This window comes from Scatolibacter rhodanostii (genome assembly GCF_900197595.1).
Taxonomy (GTDB): Bacteria; Bacillota; Clostridia; order Oscillospirales; family Acutalibacteraceae; genus Scatolibacter; species Scatolibacter rhodanostii.
In genome coordinates this window covers 994,753-1,012,119 of record NZ_FZLO01000001.1, presented here as the reverse complement: position 1 = coordinate 1,012,119, position 17,367 = coordinate 994,753, and the positions used below count along the sequence as shown (strand labels likewise).

At 39.1% G+C, this 17,367-nt stretch carries 16 protein-coding genes and 1 tRNA gene; 12 read left to right on the top strand and 5 right to left on the bottom strand.

The window, feature by feature from the left end; genetic code table 11:
- The first annotated feature begins 101 nt into the window (after positions 1 to 101).
- From CS931_RS04590 to CS931_RS04575, 4 genes are all read left to right on the top strand, one after another.
- Positions 102 to 416, top strand: a complete 315-nt coding sequence (locus CS931_RS04590) for a head-tail connector protein (RefSeq protein ID WP_099204553.1) — start codon at positions 102 to 104, stop codon at positions 414 to 416.
- A gap of 1 nt (position 417) precedes the next feature.
- Positions 418 to 747, top strand: a complete 330-nt coding sequence (locus CS931_RS04585) for a head-tail adaptor protein (RefSeq protein WP_099204552.1) — start codon at positions 418 to 420, stop codon at positions 745 to 747.
- Positions 748 to 825: 78 nt separating this feature from the next.
- Entirely contained in the window at positions 826 to 1,368 is a 543-nt protein-coding gene (locus CS931_RS04580) for a PadR family transcriptional regulator (protein WP_099204551.1), read from the top strand.
- 4 nt (positions 1,369 to 1,372) lie between these two features.
- Positions 1,373 to 2,083: an MBL fold metallo-hydrolase gene (locus CS931_RS04575; RefSeq protein WP_099204550.1), complete on the top strand. Its 711-nt coding sequence runs from the start codon at positions 1,373 to 1,375 to the stop codon at positions 2,081 to 2,083.
- 114 nt (positions 2,084 to 2,197) lie between these two features.
- Here the strand turns inward: CS931_RS04575 and CS931_RS04570 are convergent, their stop codons facing one another.
- Positions 2,198 to 3,130, bottom strand: coding sequence for a helix-turn-helix transcriptional regulator (locus CS931_RS04570; RefSeq protein WP_099204549.1), 933 nt, complete (start codon positions 3,128 to 3,130; stop codon positions 2,198 to 2,200).
- A 124-nt stretch (positions 3,131 to 3,254) separates the two neighbouring features.
- On the opposite strand from CS931_RS04570, the gene CS931_RS04565 reads away from it, so the two are divergent.
- The 4 genes from CS931_RS04565 to CS931_RS04545 all read left to right on the top strand — a co-directional run bounded on the left by CS931_RS04565 (position 3,255) and on the right by CS931_RS04545 (position 7,537).
- Positions 3,255 to 3,893: a type 1 glutamine amidotransferase family protein gene (locus CS931_RS04565; RefSeq protein ID WP_099204548.1), complete on the top strand. Its 639-nt coding sequence runs from the start codon at positions 3,255 to 3,257 to the stop codon at positions 3,891 to 3,893.
- A 473-nt stretch (positions 3,894 to 4,366) separates the two neighbouring features.
- On the top strand, positions 4,367 to 4,558 hold the full coding sequence (locus tag CS931_RS04555) for an SHOCT domain-containing protein (RefSeq protein ID WP_099204546.1): 192 nt from the start codon (positions 4,367 to 4,369) through the stop codon (positions 4,556 to 4,558).
- Positions 4,559 to 4,656: 98 nt separating this feature from the next.
- On the top strand, positions 4,657 to 5,940 hold the full coding sequence (locus CS931_RS04550; RefSeq protein WP_242964895.1) for a recombinase family protein: 1,284 nt from the start codon (positions 4,657 to 4,659) through the stop codon (positions 5,938 to 5,940).
- Positions 5,930 to 7,537, top strand: a complete 1,608-nt coding sequence (locus CS931_RS04545) for a recombinase family protein (RefSeq protein WP_099204545.1) — start codon at positions 5,930 to 5,932, stop codon at positions 7,535 to 7,537. Before CS931_RS04550 ends, CS931_RS04545 begins: the two co-directional genes overlap by 11 nt.
- 262 nt (positions 7,538 to 7,799) lie before the next feature.
- On the opposite strand, the gene CS931_RS04540 is transcribed toward CS931_RS04545, so the two are convergent.
- The 4 genes from CS931_RS04540 to CS931_RS04525 form a co-directional block, all read right to left on the bottom strand.
- Positions 7,800 to 7,886, bottom strand: a tRNA-Leu gene (locus CS931_RS04540).
- Positions 7,887 to 8,139: 253 nt separating this feature from the next.
- On the bottom strand, positions 8,140 to 8,997 hold the full coding sequence (locus CS931_RS04535; RefSeq protein WP_099204544.1) for an AraC family transcriptional regulator: 858 nt from the start codon (positions 8,995 to 8,997) through the stop codon (positions 8,140 to 8,142).
- A 201-nt stretch (positions 8,998 to 9,198) separates the two neighbouring features.
- Complete coding sequence (locus CS931_RS04530) at positions 9,199 to 9,510, bottom strand: hypothetical protein (protein ID WP_099204543.1); 312 nt, start codon at positions 9,508 to 9,510, stop codon at positions 9,199 to 9,201.
- Between the two features lie 374 nt (positions 9,511 to 9,884).
- Positions 9,885 to 10,082 (bottom strand): MerR family transcriptional regulator, encoded by a 198-nt coding sequence (locus CS931_RS04525; protein WP_099204542.1) that lies wholly within the window; start codon positions 10,080 to 10,082, stop codon positions 9,885 to 9,887.
- Positions 10,083 to 10,417: 335 nt separating this feature from the next.
- Here CS931_RS04525 and CS931_RS04520 point away from each other — a divergent pair, with 335 nt between their 5' ends.
- The 4 genes from CS931_RS04520 to CS931_RS04505 all read left to right on the top strand — a co-directional run bounded on the left by CS931_RS04520 (position 10,418) and on the right by CS931_RS04505 (position 17,276).
- Positions 10,418 to 11,410, top strand: coding sequence for a helix-turn-helix domain-containing protein (locus CS931_RS04520; RefSeq protein ID WP_159459735.1), 993 nt, complete (start codon positions 10,418 to 10,420; stop codon positions 11,408 to 11,410).
- 280 nt (positions 11,411 to 11,690) lie between these two features.
- The gene (locus tag CS931_RS04515; RefSeq protein WP_099204540.1) at positions 11,691 to 13,469 is read left to right on the top strand and encodes an ABC transporter ATP-binding protein; all 1,779 of its coding nucleotides are present in this window, start codon (positions 11,691 to 11,693) and stop codon (positions 13,467 to 13,469) included.
- A complete protein-coding gene (locus CS931_RS04510; RefSeq protein WP_099204539.1) occupies positions 13,463 to 15,169 on the top strand; it encodes an ABC transporter ATP-binding protein in 1,707 nt (568 codons plus the stop codon). The genes CS931_RS04515 and CS931_RS04510 overlap by 7 nt, the downstream gene beginning before the upstream one ends.
- Before the next feature lie 322 nt (positions 15,170 to 15,491).
- Positions 15,492 to 17,276 carry an L-fucose isomerase gene (locus CS931_RS04505; RefSeq protein WP_099204538.1) on the top strand — a complete coding sequence of 595 codons (1,785 nt, stop codon included), beginning with the start codon at positions 15,492 to 15,494 and terminating at the stop codon, positions 17,274 to 17,276.
- Positions 17,277 to 17,367 lie beyond the last annotated feature (91 nt).

Sequence of the window (17,367 nt, the reverse complement as noted above, 5' to 3'; positions counted from 1 at the left end):
TATGCCGTTACAGGGCAGCGTGGATTTATTGCCACTCAGCGTGTTGACGGCAAACTCATTTTGCCTGAAGCTGTGAAAATCCTCAAAATGGGTGCTGGGACATGATAGAGGGACTACTTGAGAAAGTAAAGAAAAACCTTATTTTATCCCATGATGAAGACGACCAATTACTTGAAAATTACATCAAAGCTGCGGTCAATTATGCGGAAAGTTATCAACATATCCCAAATGGCACTTATCTTGAAAAAGATATGCCGCCCACCACAGAACAGGCAATTGTCATGCTTGCAAGCCATTTCTATGAGAGCAGAGATGGCTCAACAGGCGGCTTTTTCGCTGATTCTGTTCAAGCTGGGAGGCAAGTTTGGGATACCGTAAATATGCTGCTGCGATTGGATCGGGAATGGTTGGTATGAGATGAGCTTTGGTAAAATGAACACACCAATAACAATTATTGAAACAAAAAAAGTGAAAGACCCTGATGGGTTTGTTGTCACGACTGATGTGGTTGTGGCAAGTGTTCGTGCCTATCGTGAAGAACGCCATGGTAGTACCTTTTGGGCGAATCAAGCGGTATGGTCGAAAGCAACGAGTTTGTTTCAATTCCGGGTTATACCGAATTTAACCATTACCACGGCTATGAAGATTGGCTGTGGTAGTGAGAAGTTTAAGATTGTTAGTGTTGAGAACGTGCGTAGTAGAGGGATGTATATTGAGGTGCTGGCGGAGAAAACGTCGGCGACATAAAAACTATGTAAGCCCATTGACAACAGTTCAATATATCGCTATAATATATCTATCAGATATATTATAGCGGAGGATTTCATGTTAGATAAAATAATTTTAGGGTTGATATTAGAGCAAAGTTCGACTGGTTATGAGGTGAAAAAACGTATAGAGACAGGTGTTGGCGTGTTTTACAAAGCAAGCTATGGCACATTGTACCCCACCTTAAAAAAACTTTCGCAAAATGGATTTTTAACAACAGAGGAAAAACCTGAGGGTAATCGTCAAAAAATTTACTATTCCATAACCGAAAGTGGAGAAGATGCATTTCATACATGGGTTTCATCACCTATGTCAATTGGTGAAGGTGTGAATAGTCATCTTGCAAAGGTCTACTTTTTCGATAAATTGCCAAAAGAAACAAGAGATGTTCAACTGCTTGAATATGAAGAAAACAACGCACAGTATTTACGTCAACTAAAGAAGCTAGAAAAACAGTTTGATGTATTCCCGAATAAAGAGGATTTTTACTATAAGCTTTCAACGTTGTATTATGGCATTTATATCACTCAAAAGGCTATTGAATGGTGCAAACATATCAGAGAAGGAAAAAGCTTAAAGCTTTTAATTAAGGAAGGATAAAATTATGGGACACAAAATTGTATGTATTGATTTAGGTGGAGTCAATTGCTATTTAGCAAAGACAGATTCCGGGTTTGTTTTATTTGATACTGGCGGACACATTGTTATGGACAAAGAATTTAACAATCGTCGACAAGCCTTAGAAGATGAACTACTAAAAAACGGTTGTAATGCAGACAACCTCAATCTGATTGTTCTTACGCATGGGGATAACGACCATGCCGCCAATGCTCTGTACTTTAGCAAGTTATTTAATACGAAAATAGCGTTGCACAAAGACGATGAGTATCTCGTTTTAAACCCTACGTTAGATGATTATATGGCAAGCTATCATTATCGTTCTGGTGTGTTAAACTTGGTTTTTAAGATGATGAAAAAGACAATCACTGGAGCGACACAGAAATTCCTTTCAGCTTTTGAAACGTTCAAACCAGACATTTTATTATCAGATGGATTTGATTTTTCAGCGTATGGATTCAATGCAACAGCGATACATATTCCCGGTCATACACCTGGTTCTATCGGTATTTTATTTGAAAATGGCGACTTCATTGCTGGCGATTTGTTGGCGAACAATAAAAAACCTGAAATCATACCGAATGCAAATGATTTCAAGGTGTTAAATGCAAATATCGGCAAGTTGAAAAACTACGATATTAAAACGGTTTACCCTGGTCATGGAAAACCATTTGAATTTAGTCAATTAGCATTATAGCGATGAAACTAGATCTCTAAAATATTTGAGAGCCGCACTGGCATATACGCGTATTAATGGTATATGCCAGTGCAATTTTAATATGACAGGAAATAGTTTTCGTGTTCAGACATTCTAATAATCATATATGGCAGCGATATCATGTATTCTACGTTTCAATTCTTGCCTGACATGCTGCGGCTCTAAACACTCGCATTTGTTTCCAAAACTCAAAAGAATATAATAGTGGTAGTCGTTCTCGATAAACGGAAAATCTACAACATAATAATCATCTCCGTTAGGATAAAAATTTTCAAAAGAGCAGTAATCAAGTACCCTGTCCATTATTGATTTATGAATACGAATTTTAATTTTCGTTTGCATAGTTGCCAGCATGTCAGCAAAATCCAACTGTGGTTTTTGATACGCTCGTGGTTCAAAAGTTTTTTCTTGTATTTGCAGAGTTGACATTCGGGATAGTCTGAATAAGCGGAAATCATTTCTCTCATAGCAATGCCCACAAAAATACCAATTACTGTTTTTGAGCACTAGCTGATACGGCTCGACTGTCCGTGAAGTTTTATTTCCGTGGTGAGCTATATATTCAAACGAAAGTAATCTACTTTCCTGCAACGCTGTTTTGATTATTTCTAAATATGGTTGTATATTGCCGTTGCCCATCCACGGACTTAAATCAATACAGATTTGATTTACTTTTAACTGGATGTCTTTTGATCTCTCTGCAGGGATAAAACTTTTCACTTTTGCAAGGGCACTTACAAGCTCATCTCCTCGAATCATGCCCGAAAGACTGGACAGCCCCATTAAAATAGCGGAAAGGTCTGAGGTGGAAAAAGTCTTTTTATCAACCTTGTATTTTTCCATAATCTCAAAGCCACCGCCCACGCCTGATGTTGCGCAAATGGGGATTCCAGCCATATTAATCGTGTCAATATCACGATAGATTGTGCGTGGGGAAACTTCAAACATATCCGATAATTCCTGTGCTCCCATTCGCTTTCTTTCAAGAAGTATCATAATAATGCTGATAAGTCTATCAATTTTCATCTCGTGACTACCTTTCAAAACTCCTTATTATCATTATATATTCTTGCCATGATGTTGTCAACAATTGTACGATATAATAAAAAAGCAAGCAAGTCTATAAAATAATAAAAATGGGAGAAAATTTATGAGTACAATCTATGTTTATGTTCTTGATACTCTAGCCGATTGGGAACTGGGGGATGTTACTGCAGAGCTGAATTCTGGTCGTTTTTTCAAAAAAGGAGCACCTCTTGTGTCGCTTAAAACAGTTAGTTATTCCAAAGAGCCCATCCATACAATGGGAGGACTTAAAATAGTGCCTGATTGCTTAATTGATGACATTGTTGTGAGCGACACAAGCGTATTGCTATTGCCGGGTGCAGATACATGGAATAATCCCAAACATAGCACTATCACCAAAAAAGCAAGCGAACTACTCTCTTTAGATGGTACGGTGTGTGCAATTTGTGGGGCTACCGCTGCTCTTGCAAACTATGGTCTACTCAATAACCGTTCGCATACCAGCAATGGGCAAGGATTTCTTGAAATGGTTTCCCAAAGTTACAAGGGGCAAAGCTTTTATATAGACAAGCCATCTGTGGCGGATAACAACCTGATTACTGCAGGCAGCACGGGAGCTTTGCTATGGTCAAAGCAAATCATTGAGCATTTAGGTGTTTTTGAGTCAACTACACTGGAATCTTGGTATGAATATTTTAGCACTGGCAAACCTGAACATTTCTTTGCTCTCATGCAAAGTTTGCCGTCTAAGAATGAAAACTGATACACCTTTATTATAGGCAATAATAACGGACAATCACCCTCGCATATACTCGTATTAACGGGTAATGTGGGGGTGATTTTTTATGACAGATGAGCAGAAAATCCAGATTCAGCTTCTCAGAGAACAGAATCTCACCTTTACACAGATATCAGAACAAACAGGAATTTCACGAAACACAATAAAATCCTTTATTCGCAGAGAAACATCTAAAAATGAAGTCATTCAGAACAAAGATGTATGCTTGCATTGCGGAAAAATCCTCTCACAACTACCGAAAACAAAGCCGAGAAAATTCTGCTGTGAATCTTGTCGCAATGCTTATTGGAATACCCACAGGTATTTGTCGAATCAAAGCAACTCACCCTATATAATCTGTGTTTATTGCAGAAAACCCTTTAACTCACACGGTAGAAAAAATCGCAAATATTGTTGTCGCAAGTGCTACATCAATGCACGTTTTGGGGAGGTTCCGCATGACAAAAAGCCAACTTGAGCGTGAAATCAATTATGGGGTTCATATTGCTTTACTTAAAGAATTGCTTCAAGATCACATCATTACACAGCAAGAATTTGATGATATGGAGAAGATTTATCTATTACCAAGTCAGTCGATTATCCAGAATATAGACTCATGGAAAAGAAAGTCCACACGTCAAAAAACATAGAATAACAGCCAAGATCTTTGGTGGATATACTTGCTCCATATTGCTTGATTAACCTTGCTTTCAGAGGTACCATGTTCATCAGAAAAGAGGTGATACAAATGAAAATAACACAAATTCAAGGCTTAGTTCCTGCTTTGCCAAGGCGAAAACGTGTAGCAGCTTATGCCCGAGTATCCAGTGGAAAGGAAGCAATGCTGCACTCCCTATCAGCGCAAATCAGTTACTACAGCGATTACATACGCAAGCACTCTGATTGGGAATATGTTCAAGTGTTTGTTGACGAAGCTCTTACAGGCACGAAAGAAGCTCGACCACAGTTTCAAGAAATGCTGGAAGCTTGCCGTTCTGGTAAAATCGATATCATTATTACAAAGTCCATCTCAAGGTTCGCTCGCAACACCGTCACGGTCTTAGAATCGGTGAGAGAGCTAAAAAACCTCGGGGTGGATGTCTTTTTTGAGGAACAAAATATTCATTCCATGTCCGCTGAAGGTGAAGTTATGCTCACAATCCTTGCTAGTTATGCACAGGAGGAGAGTTTGAGTGCTTCCGAAAATCAGAAGTGGCGTATTCGCAAGAACTTTCAAGAGGGTGTACCCAGTATCGGAAAGCTTTTGGGTTACCGTTTAAAAAACGGTGTTTTTGAAGTCGTTCCAGAAGAAGCGAAGATTGTTAAACAAATTTTTGAGCTATACCTTGATGGCAAAGGGCTGTTAGCCATTCAAAAACAACTTGCATTGCAAGGCTGTATATTAAGCAAACGAGGCATTCATGTCATTCTAACACAAGAAAAATATGTAGGAGATTTGCATTTACAAAAGACTTTTGTACAAGACAACATCAGCAAAAAGCGTATGAAAAATGATGGACAGTTGCCTCAATTTTATGTTTCTAATAGTCATGAAGCAATCATTAACAGAACTACATTTTCTGCTGTTCAAGAGGAAATGTCAAGGCGTGCCAGAAAGCACCAGCCAATTTCTAAAGCACCTCTTATTTATCCTTATACAGGGTTAATTAAGTGCGGCAAATGCGGTGCTTCTTATCGCCGAAAGCATGCTAATGCAGGAAGCAAATATGAGAAAATCGTCTGGATATGTGAGACTTTTAATTCCAAGGGTAAATCTGCTTGTGACAGTCAGCAGATTCCAGAAAATATTTTAGACAAAAAAGCGACTGAAATGGGAGGATTAGACATCATTTCATCTATTCTCGTACCGGAAAAGCATAAGCTGATTTTCACAATGAAAGACGGTACTCAGCAAAAAACCGTGTGGCAAAACCGCTCACGCAGTGAAAGCTGGACAGCTGAAATACGACAAGCCGTTAGTATCCAAAATAGTATCAGAAAAAAGAAAAAGGAGGTATCTTGTGAAACCTAATATTACGGTCATTCCCGCTACAATTGATATTTATCAACAGCCGGGTTCTGCCCTGATTCGCAAACGAAGAGTGGCAGCCTATGCCCGTGTTTCCACTGATTCAGAGGAACAATTAACCAGTTACGAGGCGCAGGTTGACTACTACACAAAATACATATCAGAACACCCAGATTGGGATTTTAAAGGCATTTATACGGATGAAGGCATTTCCGCAGTCAATACAAAAAAGCGTGAGGGATTCAAACAAATGGTCGCTGATGGGTTGGCTGGAGAGTTTGACTTGCTTGTTACAAAAAGCGTAAGCCGTTTTGCCAGAAACACGGTTGATAGCTTAAATACCATTCGCCAGCTTAAGGAAAAAGGTGTGGAATGCTTCTTTGAAAAAGAGAATATTTGGACATTTGATGGCAAGGGCGAACTGCTTATTACGATAATGTCATCTCTCGCACAGGAAGAAAGTAGAAATATTTCCCAAAACGTCACTTGGGGGCAGAGAAAGCGCTTCGCAGATGGAAAAGTAACCATTCCTTACAAGCAGTTTTTAGGCTATCAAAAAGGTGGAGATGGTCGCCCGGAAATAGTCGAGAGTGAAGCCAAAATTGTACGCCGCATTTATCAAGAGTATTTAAGTGGAATTACAGTTCGAGAAATTGCTCGAAACTTGACATCTGATAGAATCCCTACCCCTGCCGGAAAGGAAAAATGGGCAGTCAGCACGATTATGAGTATCCTCCAGAATGAAAAATATCGTGGCGATGCGAGGTTGCAAAAGACCTTTTGCACCGATTTTCTTACCAAAAAGATGGTGAAAAACGAAGGGCAGGTTCCACAATATTATGTAGAAAATTCGCACCCAGCGATTGTGTCGCCAGAAATATTTAAGATGGTTCAAGTTGAGATTGACAAAAATCGCAAACACAACACCAAACGCAGTAGCAGTTGCTTTGCCGACAAAGTGTTCTGCGGTGAATGTGGCGCATTATATGGCTCAAAAACATGGAATTCTACGAGCAAATACAAGCGCACCGTTTGGCAATGTAACGACAAATATAAGGAGCGTGGGGTTGAGCCTTGTGCAACACCCCATGTTGATGAAATAGCTTTGCAACAAGTTTTTGTGCAAGCGATAAATCAAATTTTAGGCGATAGAGAACCATACATTTCTGCGCTTCAGCCCTTAATTGATATGTTGGCTGACACGAAAGAGTTTGATAATGAAATTCAAATATTCAATGAACGGTTATCTGGAATTTATGCACAACTGGAGCTTATGGTTTACGACAACGCTCGGCAGTTACAAGACCAGCAAGAATATATGGAGCATTATTCCGAACTGAGCAGTCGTTATGAAGAAGTCAAAAATCAGCTTTCAGAATGCGAAGATAAAAAACAGTTGCGATTGGTGAGACGAGATAAAGTCCTACAATTTATGGACACACTACGCACCAGAGAAAAATTGTTGATCGAATTCGATGAAGTTCTATTTCGAGCAACTGTGGAGAAAATCACGGTATTTTCCCTTAATGATGTCCGCGTCATGTTCCGCGATGGCAGAGAAATTCAAGCAGAAGTGCCACGTAAGCGTTATGCTGACTGAAAAGCACACAGATACAGAAAAGCCACCTGTGAAAAGGTGGTTTTTGCTTGTCTATTTCTAAAATGCACCCAGCTTGTCAGGAATCGTGTGCTTTTACGGACATGGGTGCATCTCAATCCTGCGACTATTTGTCCCTCGGATTTACCAAGTTTGTCCATTTTCTAATGATAGCCCCAGCAATTTGCACCCAAACGCAAAGAAACCCCTCTAATAGAGGAGTTTCTTCCACGTCTGTGATTATATCATCGTTGACGTGATGTTATGGTGCTGGTGACCGGACTTGAACCGGTACGATGTTGCCATCACAGGATTTTAAGTCCTGGGCGTCTGCCAGTTCCGCCACACCAGCTAATTACGACTAAAATAGTTTACCATATTCTTCTGTTAAAATCAAGAGTAAAAATACATTTTTCTGCAATCTTTGTAGAAAGAGATGATGGGTCTGGCATAATGATAGAGTAACAGGCAAAAATCAAGGTAAAAATAAGAGGATAATCCATTTGATTTAAAAGATTATACACTGAACCCCTGTAGATAAATTCTTTATTTTAATTTAAAAGAGAAATGGTTTATTGAAACCATCTCTCTTTTTTTGAGGCAAGTTATTTCTTCTTCACCGGAATCCAAATTTCGCTATAGTAATTTTCATCTTGGTTGCCGTTCGGGAAATCAATAGGATTACTGTATAACTCGATGTTATAACCAGCAGCAATGGCATATTGTTTGCAGTTAGGGAGCCATTCTGAGAAGATTTTTTGGTTTACGTCTTGTAGAGCTTTTGGCATAGCTCCTTTACAAGGAAAAACTGCCCACGTATGTTTAGGAATCACCTTTGTGACAAAACCTGCGGGAATGTCTTTATAAGGAACATAATCGTCGGCAATCAAATATTCAAATTCATCTGAGCTTCTGGTTTCGTCAATACAAACACCGTAAACACCGTTTACAAATTGGCCTTTTCCGGTTTGATAGTGTTCTGCCCAAAATTTAGGTATTTCTTGAAATGAATTGTCGTATTTGAACATCTTAGAGCTGCCCATAACGGTAAAGGAGTCTTTTTCTACTATTTTGTAATCCATGATATAACCGCCTTCCAATGAAAATTTAATTTTTAAGGGAGCCAATGATTTAATCATAGCGCCGTCTTTTCGAACAGCGGTAGGGGTAAAGCTGTGAAATCGTGTGAAAGCTTTTGTAAAGCTATCAGGTGAGTCATATCCATATTTCAGAGCAATATCAATGATTTTTTCATCACTAGAAACAAGATCACTGCCGGCAAGGGTGAGTCTGCGTTGTCTAATGTATTCACCAACCGTAAAACCACATAACATCGAGAATCCTTTTTGAAAATAAAATGGAGAAACCAATGCCCGTTTGGATACTTCCTCTATTTTCAATTCTCCTGTTATATTTTCTTCAATATATTGAATTGCCTCTCCAATGCTCTCAATCCATCCCACAATCGATAACCTCCTGCTGTAATCATAGTGTATCAGTTTTCATGTCATCGTGCCCGACATTTAATGCTATCATTTGTCAAATTAATTTTAATTCTTAATAGATATTAAAAAATCTTTTGTGGGAGAAGATTATGGCATGGATTCTACAACGATAGCTTGTAATATCACAAATGAATTTCTACTATTGAGGACTGATGCGATTTATTTTGTTAAACCCAATATTTTTTCTATATCAGGATATTCGCTAATCAATTTTTGGTTTGCTATTTCGAGCTGTTTGTGATAGTCGGCATAGGATGAATTTAATTCTTTCAAAGCAGGGATAAATATATCATGGTAGCCGCTATTGTTGTTGAATTCTCTTAGCAATAATTGAATCTGAACGAAGGGAGAGCTTTTGAATTCTTCTAATTGTCGAATTGCCAAATACTGTTCAATAACATCTTTTTTATCTTTTAAAAAGCCGTCAATATTGTCAAGGGATTCTTTTGTCGCTATCATGACATCCATCATTTGTACGGTTCCTATATCTTGGGTGTTTTCTAACAGATACTCCTGTAAACTTTTAGGAATGTCTGGAGAAGGGGTGTTATCTAAAAATTCTATGATTTTTAGATATGCATTTTTTTATATATCCGTAACAATGGGTTCATTTAGAAATCGGGCAAAATGCAGACAAATAAATCTGCCGTAATGCCCTGGGAAAACTTCGAGTATTTTTTCAGTTATGGTGGCATGATTATCGATGGATTGCAGATGGTTGGCAACATCACGGTAACTGGTGCCTGTACTTAATTGGTAAAGAATATCTCGTTTCAGTTGCTGTTTTTGGAATAGTAATTCTTTCGTTACAGAAAATTTGCGCAGATATTCTCCTGTGCTGTCCTTTAAAATATCGTGAATTCTTGGATAGTAGCATCAAGCTTTCTCAAGACAGAAATTTTATTCAATTTTTCTACATCATCGGAGCTAAAGTTTCTATACCCATTTTCTAAAATAGGAGGGGTAAGCAGACCTTTTTGCGTATAATATTCAATTGCTTTTTTTGTTAGACCCGTTATTTTGCTCACTTCATGAACTAGCATATCATCACCTCTATACAAGAATACACCAACACCCAAGAGGTGAGTCAAGTACTTAAGATGGAATTCTCAAATTTTGTTGAAGAGCAAAGCGATATAAGGCTAAATTACTAATAGCTTTATGGCATTTCATACGTTATAATAGGTTTAAATAAGTTTGAAATTGCGAAGAATGAATGCTAGGTAAGAAAGACCTTCCTGCTATAAGCGGCAAAATAGTGTGGAAGGCGTATTTTAAAGCCTTGGGTTAGCTGTTGCTAATTAAAAATAAGCGGAGAAACAATAGGCGGAAAGCATACATGAGGCAGTGTTTGAATGAAATAAACAGGGAGAAGCAGATGGCATTGACAGATAAAGAAAGAAAGCTATACGGAGACAACGTGCAAATCTTAAAAAAAACAGAGGTTTATACGCAATATAGATTATCCGATGAAGTGGGTGAAGGAATCATGACAGCTTATGAAGTTTTTCCTGGTATTCGCTTGATTTATAACGATATGCGTATGAACGCTTGCGGCGAAAATGTAATGCCGATGAGTAATTTTATTGAAGTTAATCATTGCCGCGAAGGACAAATTGAGCTGCTGCTTGATAGTGATGAACACCTCTACCTGACCAAAGGCGATCTTTCTGTCAATATAAAAGATGGCAGTTGTCATTCTTCTTGTTTTCCTTTAGGGTATTATTATGGCACTAGCATTGAAATTAATATGGATGAAGCACCAAAGTGTCTTTCTTGTATTTTAGATGACGTCTACATTGATTTTGAAAAATTGTGGAAAGTTTTGAAAAGCAGTGACAGCTGTATTATCATGCGAAATATACCGAGTTTTGAACACATTTTTTCTGAGCTATATTCTATTTCAGACGATATGCGACTGGGTTATTATAAAATTAAAGTATTAGAGATTCTCTTTTTTTTGTGTGGTATGGATATTGATTCAGCAACCAGTGTCAAAAAGAGATATTCAAAATTGCAAGAGCAAAAAGTAAGAGCCATTAAAGAATATGTAGATGTGAACTGGCAGGAACATATTACGCTATGTGATTTGTCAGCTCAATTTGCCATTCCGCTTACCTCTATGAAAAAATGCTTTCACGGCATATATGACATTGGCATTTATGCTTATCTGCGCAATATTCGTATGCAAAAGGCCGCGGTTCTGCTTGTTCAAACAGATGAAACGGTGTTATCAATAGCGGGTCAAGTTGGTTATGATAACGCCAGCAAATTTTCTTCTGCATTCAAAACAGTAATAGGGCAACTGCCGACAGAATATCGAAGAAATGAGAAAGAACATGACCAAATGGAGCAGAGCAAAGCTTTTTAGAGTAGACGGAAAAAATACAAACTGGTAAAATAAAAATGTTTTGTAGGGGAGCGCCTGTAAGGGCGCTTAAAAACAAATCAATAGTAAGCCATGGCTAACTTTTTTCAAGAATATAAAAATGCAATCTCACTCTAGTACAGAGAATATTGTGGGTATAAAATCACCCCTCTATCGCGATTAAGCGAGAAAAAGGTGTTTTATTTTGCAAAGGTATATCTTGAGGAATAGATAAGTGGTTTCAGCAGCTACAGCGTATAGGGAATTTAAGGAGGATAGACAAATGAAAAAAAAATCGAATCTATCACGGCTATTAGAATATGCCGGAAAGTTTCGTTACCTGACAATTGCTTCATGGGTTTTGTCAGCAATCAGTGCTTTTATTGCATTGGTGCCTTTCTTGTATATTTGGAAAATCATTAAAGAGGTTTTGGATTATGCGCCTGACTTTTCTGCAGCACAAAACCTTCCTCGAAACGGATGGATGGCACTGCTTTTTGCAGCACTTTCTTTGTTAGTGTACATTATGGGCTTGATGTGTTCTCATTTAGCAGCATTTCGAATTGCAGCCAATATTAGAACAGCAACCGTACATCACATTGTTACATTGCCAATGGGATTTATGGATGGTTTTGGCAGCGGAAAAATGCGTAAAATTATCAATGAATCAAGTGCAGCGACTGAAACTTATTTAGCACATCAACTGCCGGATAAAGCAGGAGCGATGGCTACACCGGTAGGTCTTTTATTTCTACTGTTTTTCTTTGATTGGCGATTAGGGCTGTTAAGTCTACTGCCTATTATAGCTGGATTTATGGTAATGATGAAGATGACCGGCAAAAAGATGCAAGAGAAAATGAAAGAATACCAAAATGCTTTAGATGATATGTCTAATGAGGCGGTAGAGTATGTTCGTGGTGTGCCTGTTGTCAAGACATTTGGGCAAACTGTATTTTCGTTCAAACGCTTCAAGGGTTCTATTGATAACTACGGCAAGTGGGTTACTGAGTATACAAAAAGCTTGCGTATGCCGATGGTGTTCTATACAACTGCCGTAAACAGCGTGTTTGCTTTTTTAATCGCTGCTGGTTTGTTTTTTACACAAGAGGGTGTAACCAATGCTTTCTTGTTGAATCTTATTTTTTATATCATCATCACGCCGGTTATTTCGGTTACGCTAACCAAAATTATGTTTTCCAGTGAAAACGCAATGATTGTGAACGATGCTCTCGAGCGTATTGATACGATACTGGAAATGAAGCCATTATCAGTATCTAAACACCCCATGCACCCAAAAGGCACTTCCATAAAGATTGAAAATGCACATTTCAGTTATGATGGAAAACATCAGGCAATTGATGGAATTACGCTGAACATTGAACAGGGGAAGAGTGTAGCTTTGGTAGGCCCGTCAGGTGGCGGAAAATCTACTCTTGCCGCATTAATTGCACGCTCTTTTGACATCGGTGCAGGAAGTATTCGAATTGGCGGTGTCGACATTCGAGAAATAGAAAAGGAAGAATTGATGAATACGGTTGCCTTTGTCTATCAAGACAGCAAACTGCTAAAACTGTCAATTCTTGAAAATGTTCGCTTGGCAAGACCTACTGCTTCTAAAGAAGAAGTGTGGCAGGCATTGAAAGCGGCACAGTGCACAGATATTATTGAGAAAATGCCTAACGGTGTCGATACGGTTATCGGCACAAAGGGAGTGTTTCTTTCTGGTGGTGAACAGCAACGGATTGCCATTGCCCGCGTGATGTTGAAAAATGCTCCAATTATTATTTTAGATGAGGCAACCGCATTTGCTGATCCCGATAACGAGAGAAAAGTGCAGGCAGCATTTGCTGAGCTTGCTAAACAAAAAACAGTCATTATGATTGCCCACCGACTTACTACAGTAGTAGATGCAGATGAAATCTTTGTATTAAAAGAGGGCAAAATTGCTCAAAAGGGACCCCATACAGAATTACTATCTTCTGGCGGTCTCTATACGGATATGTGGAATAATTATCAAAGCTCTGTTCAATGGAAAGTTGAAAAGGAGGTGGCACCATGCTAAAAAAAATTCAGAGAACTTTTGCTCTTTCACCGCAAGGAGCAAAAGATTTAGTCAAAGCCTGTGTAGCGTGCGTGTTCTCAAATATGTCTCTAATGGTTCCGGTGGGACTTCTTTATAGCTTTGTAAAAGATTTAATCAATCAAGTAACACCAAATTTCAGTTTCTACTTTGTGGGTGTGCTAATTTGTCTTGTTTTCATTTTTATGGCTACTTATTTTGAATATAATGCAACCTATTTTGCTACTTACAAAGAGAGTGGTGTGCGGCGCATTACACTTGCTGAAAAATTAAGAAAAATCCCATTATCTTTTTTTGGAAAAAGAGATTTAGCCGATTTGACAAGTACAATTATGGCAGACAGCGCTTTTCTAGAGCAGTCATTTTCTCATTATATTCCCCAGTTATTTGGTTCTATGATTTCAACCTTTTTGATTGCAATAAGCCTATTCTTTTTTAACTGGAGAATGGCATTGGCGGCACTGTGGGTGCTTCCTATTTCTTTTGCTATTGTGATTTTATCCACAAAAGTACAAGATAGATTGAGTAAAAAGCAAATGGCAGCCAAGATGATTTGCGCTGATGGAATTCAAGAATGCCTAGAAGCCGTTCGTGATTTACAGTCAAATAACGCTGAGGCTGATTATTTAAAAACCCTTGATGTCAAAATTAAAAATGTGGAAAAACGTGCAGTTATTTCAGAATTTGGTACAGCGGCATTTGTTGGCACAGCACAGTTGATTTTAAAAATTGGCATTGCAACAGTGGCTCTAGTAGGCTCAATTTTATTAATAAATGGCACTTTGAGCATACTGGATTTCTTTATGTTTTTGTTAGTCGCATCGCGCCTGTATGACCCCATGCAAGCAGCGCTGCAAAATTTGGCAGCTGTCATTTCTACACGGACCTATGTTTCACGCATGAACGAAATTTTAGATTACCCTATTCAAGAAGGCACTACCAAGTTCCAACCCGAAGGTTGTGACATCACGTTTGAACATGTAGGATTTTCTTATAATACGGGAGATGTTATTCTCAAAAATGTTTCTTTTACAGCGAAGCAAGGAGAAGTTACAGCATTAGTTGGTCCCTCTGGAGGAGGTAAAACTACCGTTTCTCGGTTGGCGGCTCGCTTTTGGGACGCCAATCAAGGAAAAATTTTGCTGGGAGGGCAAGATATTTCTGTTGTTGATCCAGAAGTCCTCTTAGAAAAATATTCAATTGTTTTTCAAGATGTCACTTTGTTTAACAATACTGTCATGGAGAATATTCGTATTGGTCGTCACAATGCTACTGACGCAGAAGTCGTTGCTGCAGCGAAAGCAGCTCGCTGTGATGATTTTGTAACCGAACTGGCCAATGGCTATCAAACAATGATCGGTGAAAATGGAGCTACTCTTTCTGGCGGAGAACGGCAGCGAATTTCTATTGCACGTGCGCTACTGAAAGATGCTCCGATTGTATTACTTGATGAAGCAACGGCCTCGTTAGATGTAGACAATGAAACGCTGATTCAGTCGGCTATTTCTCAGCTAATCCAAAATAAAACAGTTCTTGTCATTGCGCATAGAATGCGAACAGTGGCAGGCGCAGATAAAATTGTGGTTCTTGCTGAGGGGACTGTAGCAGAGCAGGGCACTCCCCAAGAGCTGATGAACGAGAATGGAATCTATCGGCACATGGTGGAAATACAGACAAATTAATGTGATTTATTGAACAACAAAAAGAATAAAAAAGCAGAGCCCATTTGAAAACCTACGGCAAGTAGATTTTCCATAAATGGCTCTGCTTTTTTATGCAAATTTACCCACAAAAAACCTAGAAAAACAGTAGAAAATCTTTGAATTATAAGGGTAAATATGATATAATAATTTTAATATATTTATAGTGTTTGTTTATTTTTTTATAGTCGATTTGCACATAGAGAACAAGGGCAAATAGGATATAATTTTATTGATATATCAGAATTAAAAATAAAAATGGCAGACATTTAAAATGTAAAAGAGAATCAGGGAGGAAAGAAAAATGCGTTACCCCAAAATTGGAATTAGACCAACAATTGACGGACGCTGGGGAGGCGTTCGTGAAAGTCTTGAGAATCAAACTATGACCATGGCCAAAACAGCATCGGCGTTAATAGAACAAAATCTTCGTTATCCAGATGGCACGCCTGTGCAGTGTGTGATAGCTCATTCAACAATTGGCGGACCTAAAGAAGCTGGGCTTTGTGCCGAACAGTTTGCTTCGGAAAATGTCTGTGCTACCCTGACAGTAACACCATGTTGGTGTTATGGCAGTGAAACGATGGATACTGACCCGCTTACCATAAAAGCGGTGTGGGGATTTAACGGAACAGAGCGCCCCGGCGCCGTATATTTGGCAGCCGTCATGGCGGCGCATGCACAAAGGGGTTTACCCGCTTTTGCTATTTATGGAGAAGATGTGCAAGATGCAGGTGACACTTCTGTTCCGGAAGATGTAAAAACAAAGCTGCTTTCTTTTGTAAGAGGAGCAGTGGCTGTTGGTTGGATGAAAGGAAAAGGATATTGCAACTTAGGCGGCGTTTCAATGGGAATTATGGGTTCTTATTGTGATTTATCTTTCTTCCAAAAATACTTAGGTATGCGTGCAGAATGGGTAGACATGACAGAAATGTTGCGTCGTATTCATCTGGAAATCTATGATCATGATGAATATGAAAAGGCACTTATTTGGACAAGAGCCAACTGTAAAGAAGGTTTTGATAAGAATGAGGGTAAAAAGTTGCCTGCAATCATTCAAAAATCAAAGACGATTCCGGCTGATCAAGACTGGGGATTTGTCGTAAAAATGGCTTTAGTTACGCGTGACATTATGCAAGGAAACCCAAAGTTGGCCGAAATTGGTTGGTATGAAGAAAGCCTTGGCAAAAATGCGATTGCCGGTGGATTCCAAGGCCAGCGCAACTGGACAGATTGGCTGCCAAACGGCGACTTTATGGAAGCGATTCTTTGTTCTACCTTTGATTGGAATGGTAAGCGTGCACCGCTTGTTTTGGCAACGGAGAATGACACTCTCAACGGAGTGACAATGCTATTGTTGAATCTTCTAACGGGTGAAGCACCTTTATTTAGTGATGTGCGAACATATTGGGGTCCAGATTCGGTTAAGCGTGTAACAGGCAAGGCACCAGAAGGTATTTTAGCAAATGGGTTTATTCATCTGCTAAACTCAGGGGCTACTGCATTAGATGCAACAGGGGCTGCAAAAGATGAAAACGGGCAAAACTGTATGAAGTCGTGGTGGGAGATGTCAGAGAAAGACATAGACGCCTGCCTGAAAGCAACCGATTGGTGCCGCGCTGATTATGAGTATTTCAGAGGGGGCGGTTTCTCCAGCCACTTTAAAACAGAAGGTGAAATGCCTGTCACCATGGCAAGACTAAATTTGGTAGATGGTCTCGGCCCTGTTTTGCAAATAGCAGAAGGCTGGACGGGAATGTTGGATGATGAAAGTCATGATAAACTGGATAAGAGAACGGACCCATCATGGCCAACAACATGGTTTGTTCCAAATCTTACCGGCAAGGGTGCTTTCAAAGATGTATATAGTGTTATGGCTAATTGGGGTGCCAATCATGGTGCTTGGTGTTACGGGCATAGAGGAGCCGACCTTATTACACTGGCTTCTATGCTCAGAATTCCAGTTGCCATGCACAATGTATCAGACGAGAAAGTATATCGTCCGCATGCATGGGCTGCCTACGGCACAAATGATTTAATGAGTGCTGATTTTAGTGCATGTAAAACCTATGGAGCTCTTTATCGTTAGTAGTATAAAAAAGGCGGGCAAAAGGAAAATTCTTTTGTCCGCTTTTTATTATCGATATAGCGACCTTGTCAATGGAATATGGGCATAGCTT

Excerpts from the sequence above, each read along its gene's own strand:
- CS931_RS04590 (WP_099204553.1), top strand. The coding sequence starts at position 102 with ATGATAGAGGGACTACTTGAGAAAGTAAAGAAAAACCTTATTTTATCC.
- CS931_RS04585 (WP_099204552.1), top strand. The coding sequence starts at position 418 with ATGAGCTTTGGTAAAATGAACACACCAATAACAATTATTGAAACAAAA.
- CS931_RS04580 (WP_099204551.1), top strand. The coding sequence starts at position 826 with ATGTTAGATAAAATAATTTTAGGGTTGATATTAGAGCAAAGTTCGACT.
- CS931_RS04575 (WP_099204550.1), top strand. The coding sequence starts at position 1,373 with ATGGGACACAAAATTGTATGTATTGATTTAGGTGGAGTCAATTGCTAT.
- CS931_RS04570 (WP_099204549.1), bottom strand. The coding sequence starts at position 3,130 with ATGAAAATTGATAGACTTATCAGCATTATTATGATACTTCTTGAAAGA.
- CS931_RS04565 (WP_099204548.1), top strand. The coding sequence starts at position 3,255 with ATGAGTACAATCTATGTTTATGTTCTTGATACTCTAGCCGATTGGGAA.
- CS931_RS04555 (WP_099204546.1), top strand. The coding sequence starts at position 4,367 with ATGACAAAAAGCCAACTTGAGCGTGAAATCAATTATGGGGTTCATATT.
- CS931_RS04550 (WP_242964895.1), top strand. The coding sequence starts at position 4,657 with ATGAAAATAACACAAATTCAAGGCTTAGTTCCTGCTTTGCCAAGGCGA.
- CS931_RS04530 (WP_099204543.1), bottom strand. The coding sequence starts at position 9,510 with ATGATGGATGTCATGATAGCGACAAAAGAATCCCTTGACAATATTGAC.
- CS931_RS04525 (WP_099204542.1), bottom strand. The coding sequence starts at position 10,082 with ATGCTAGTTCATGAAGTGAGCAAAATAACGGGTCTAACAAAAAAAGCA.
- CS931_RS04520 (WP_159459735.1), top strand. The coding sequence starts at position 10,418 with ATGGCATTGACAGATAAAGAAAGAAAGCTATACGGAGACAACGTGCAA.
- CS931_RS04515 (WP_099204540.1), top strand. The coding sequence starts at position 11,691 with ATGAAAAAAAAATCGAATCTATCACGGCTATTAGAATATGCCGGAAAG.
- CS931_RS04510 (WP_099204539.1), top strand. The coding sequence starts at position 13,463 with ATGCTAAAAAAAATTCAGAGAACTTTTGCTCTTTCACCGCAAGGAGCA.
- CS931_RS04505 (WP_099204538.1), top strand. The coding sequence starts at position 15,492 with ATGCGTTACCCCAAAATTGGAATTAGACCAACAATTGACGGACGCTGG.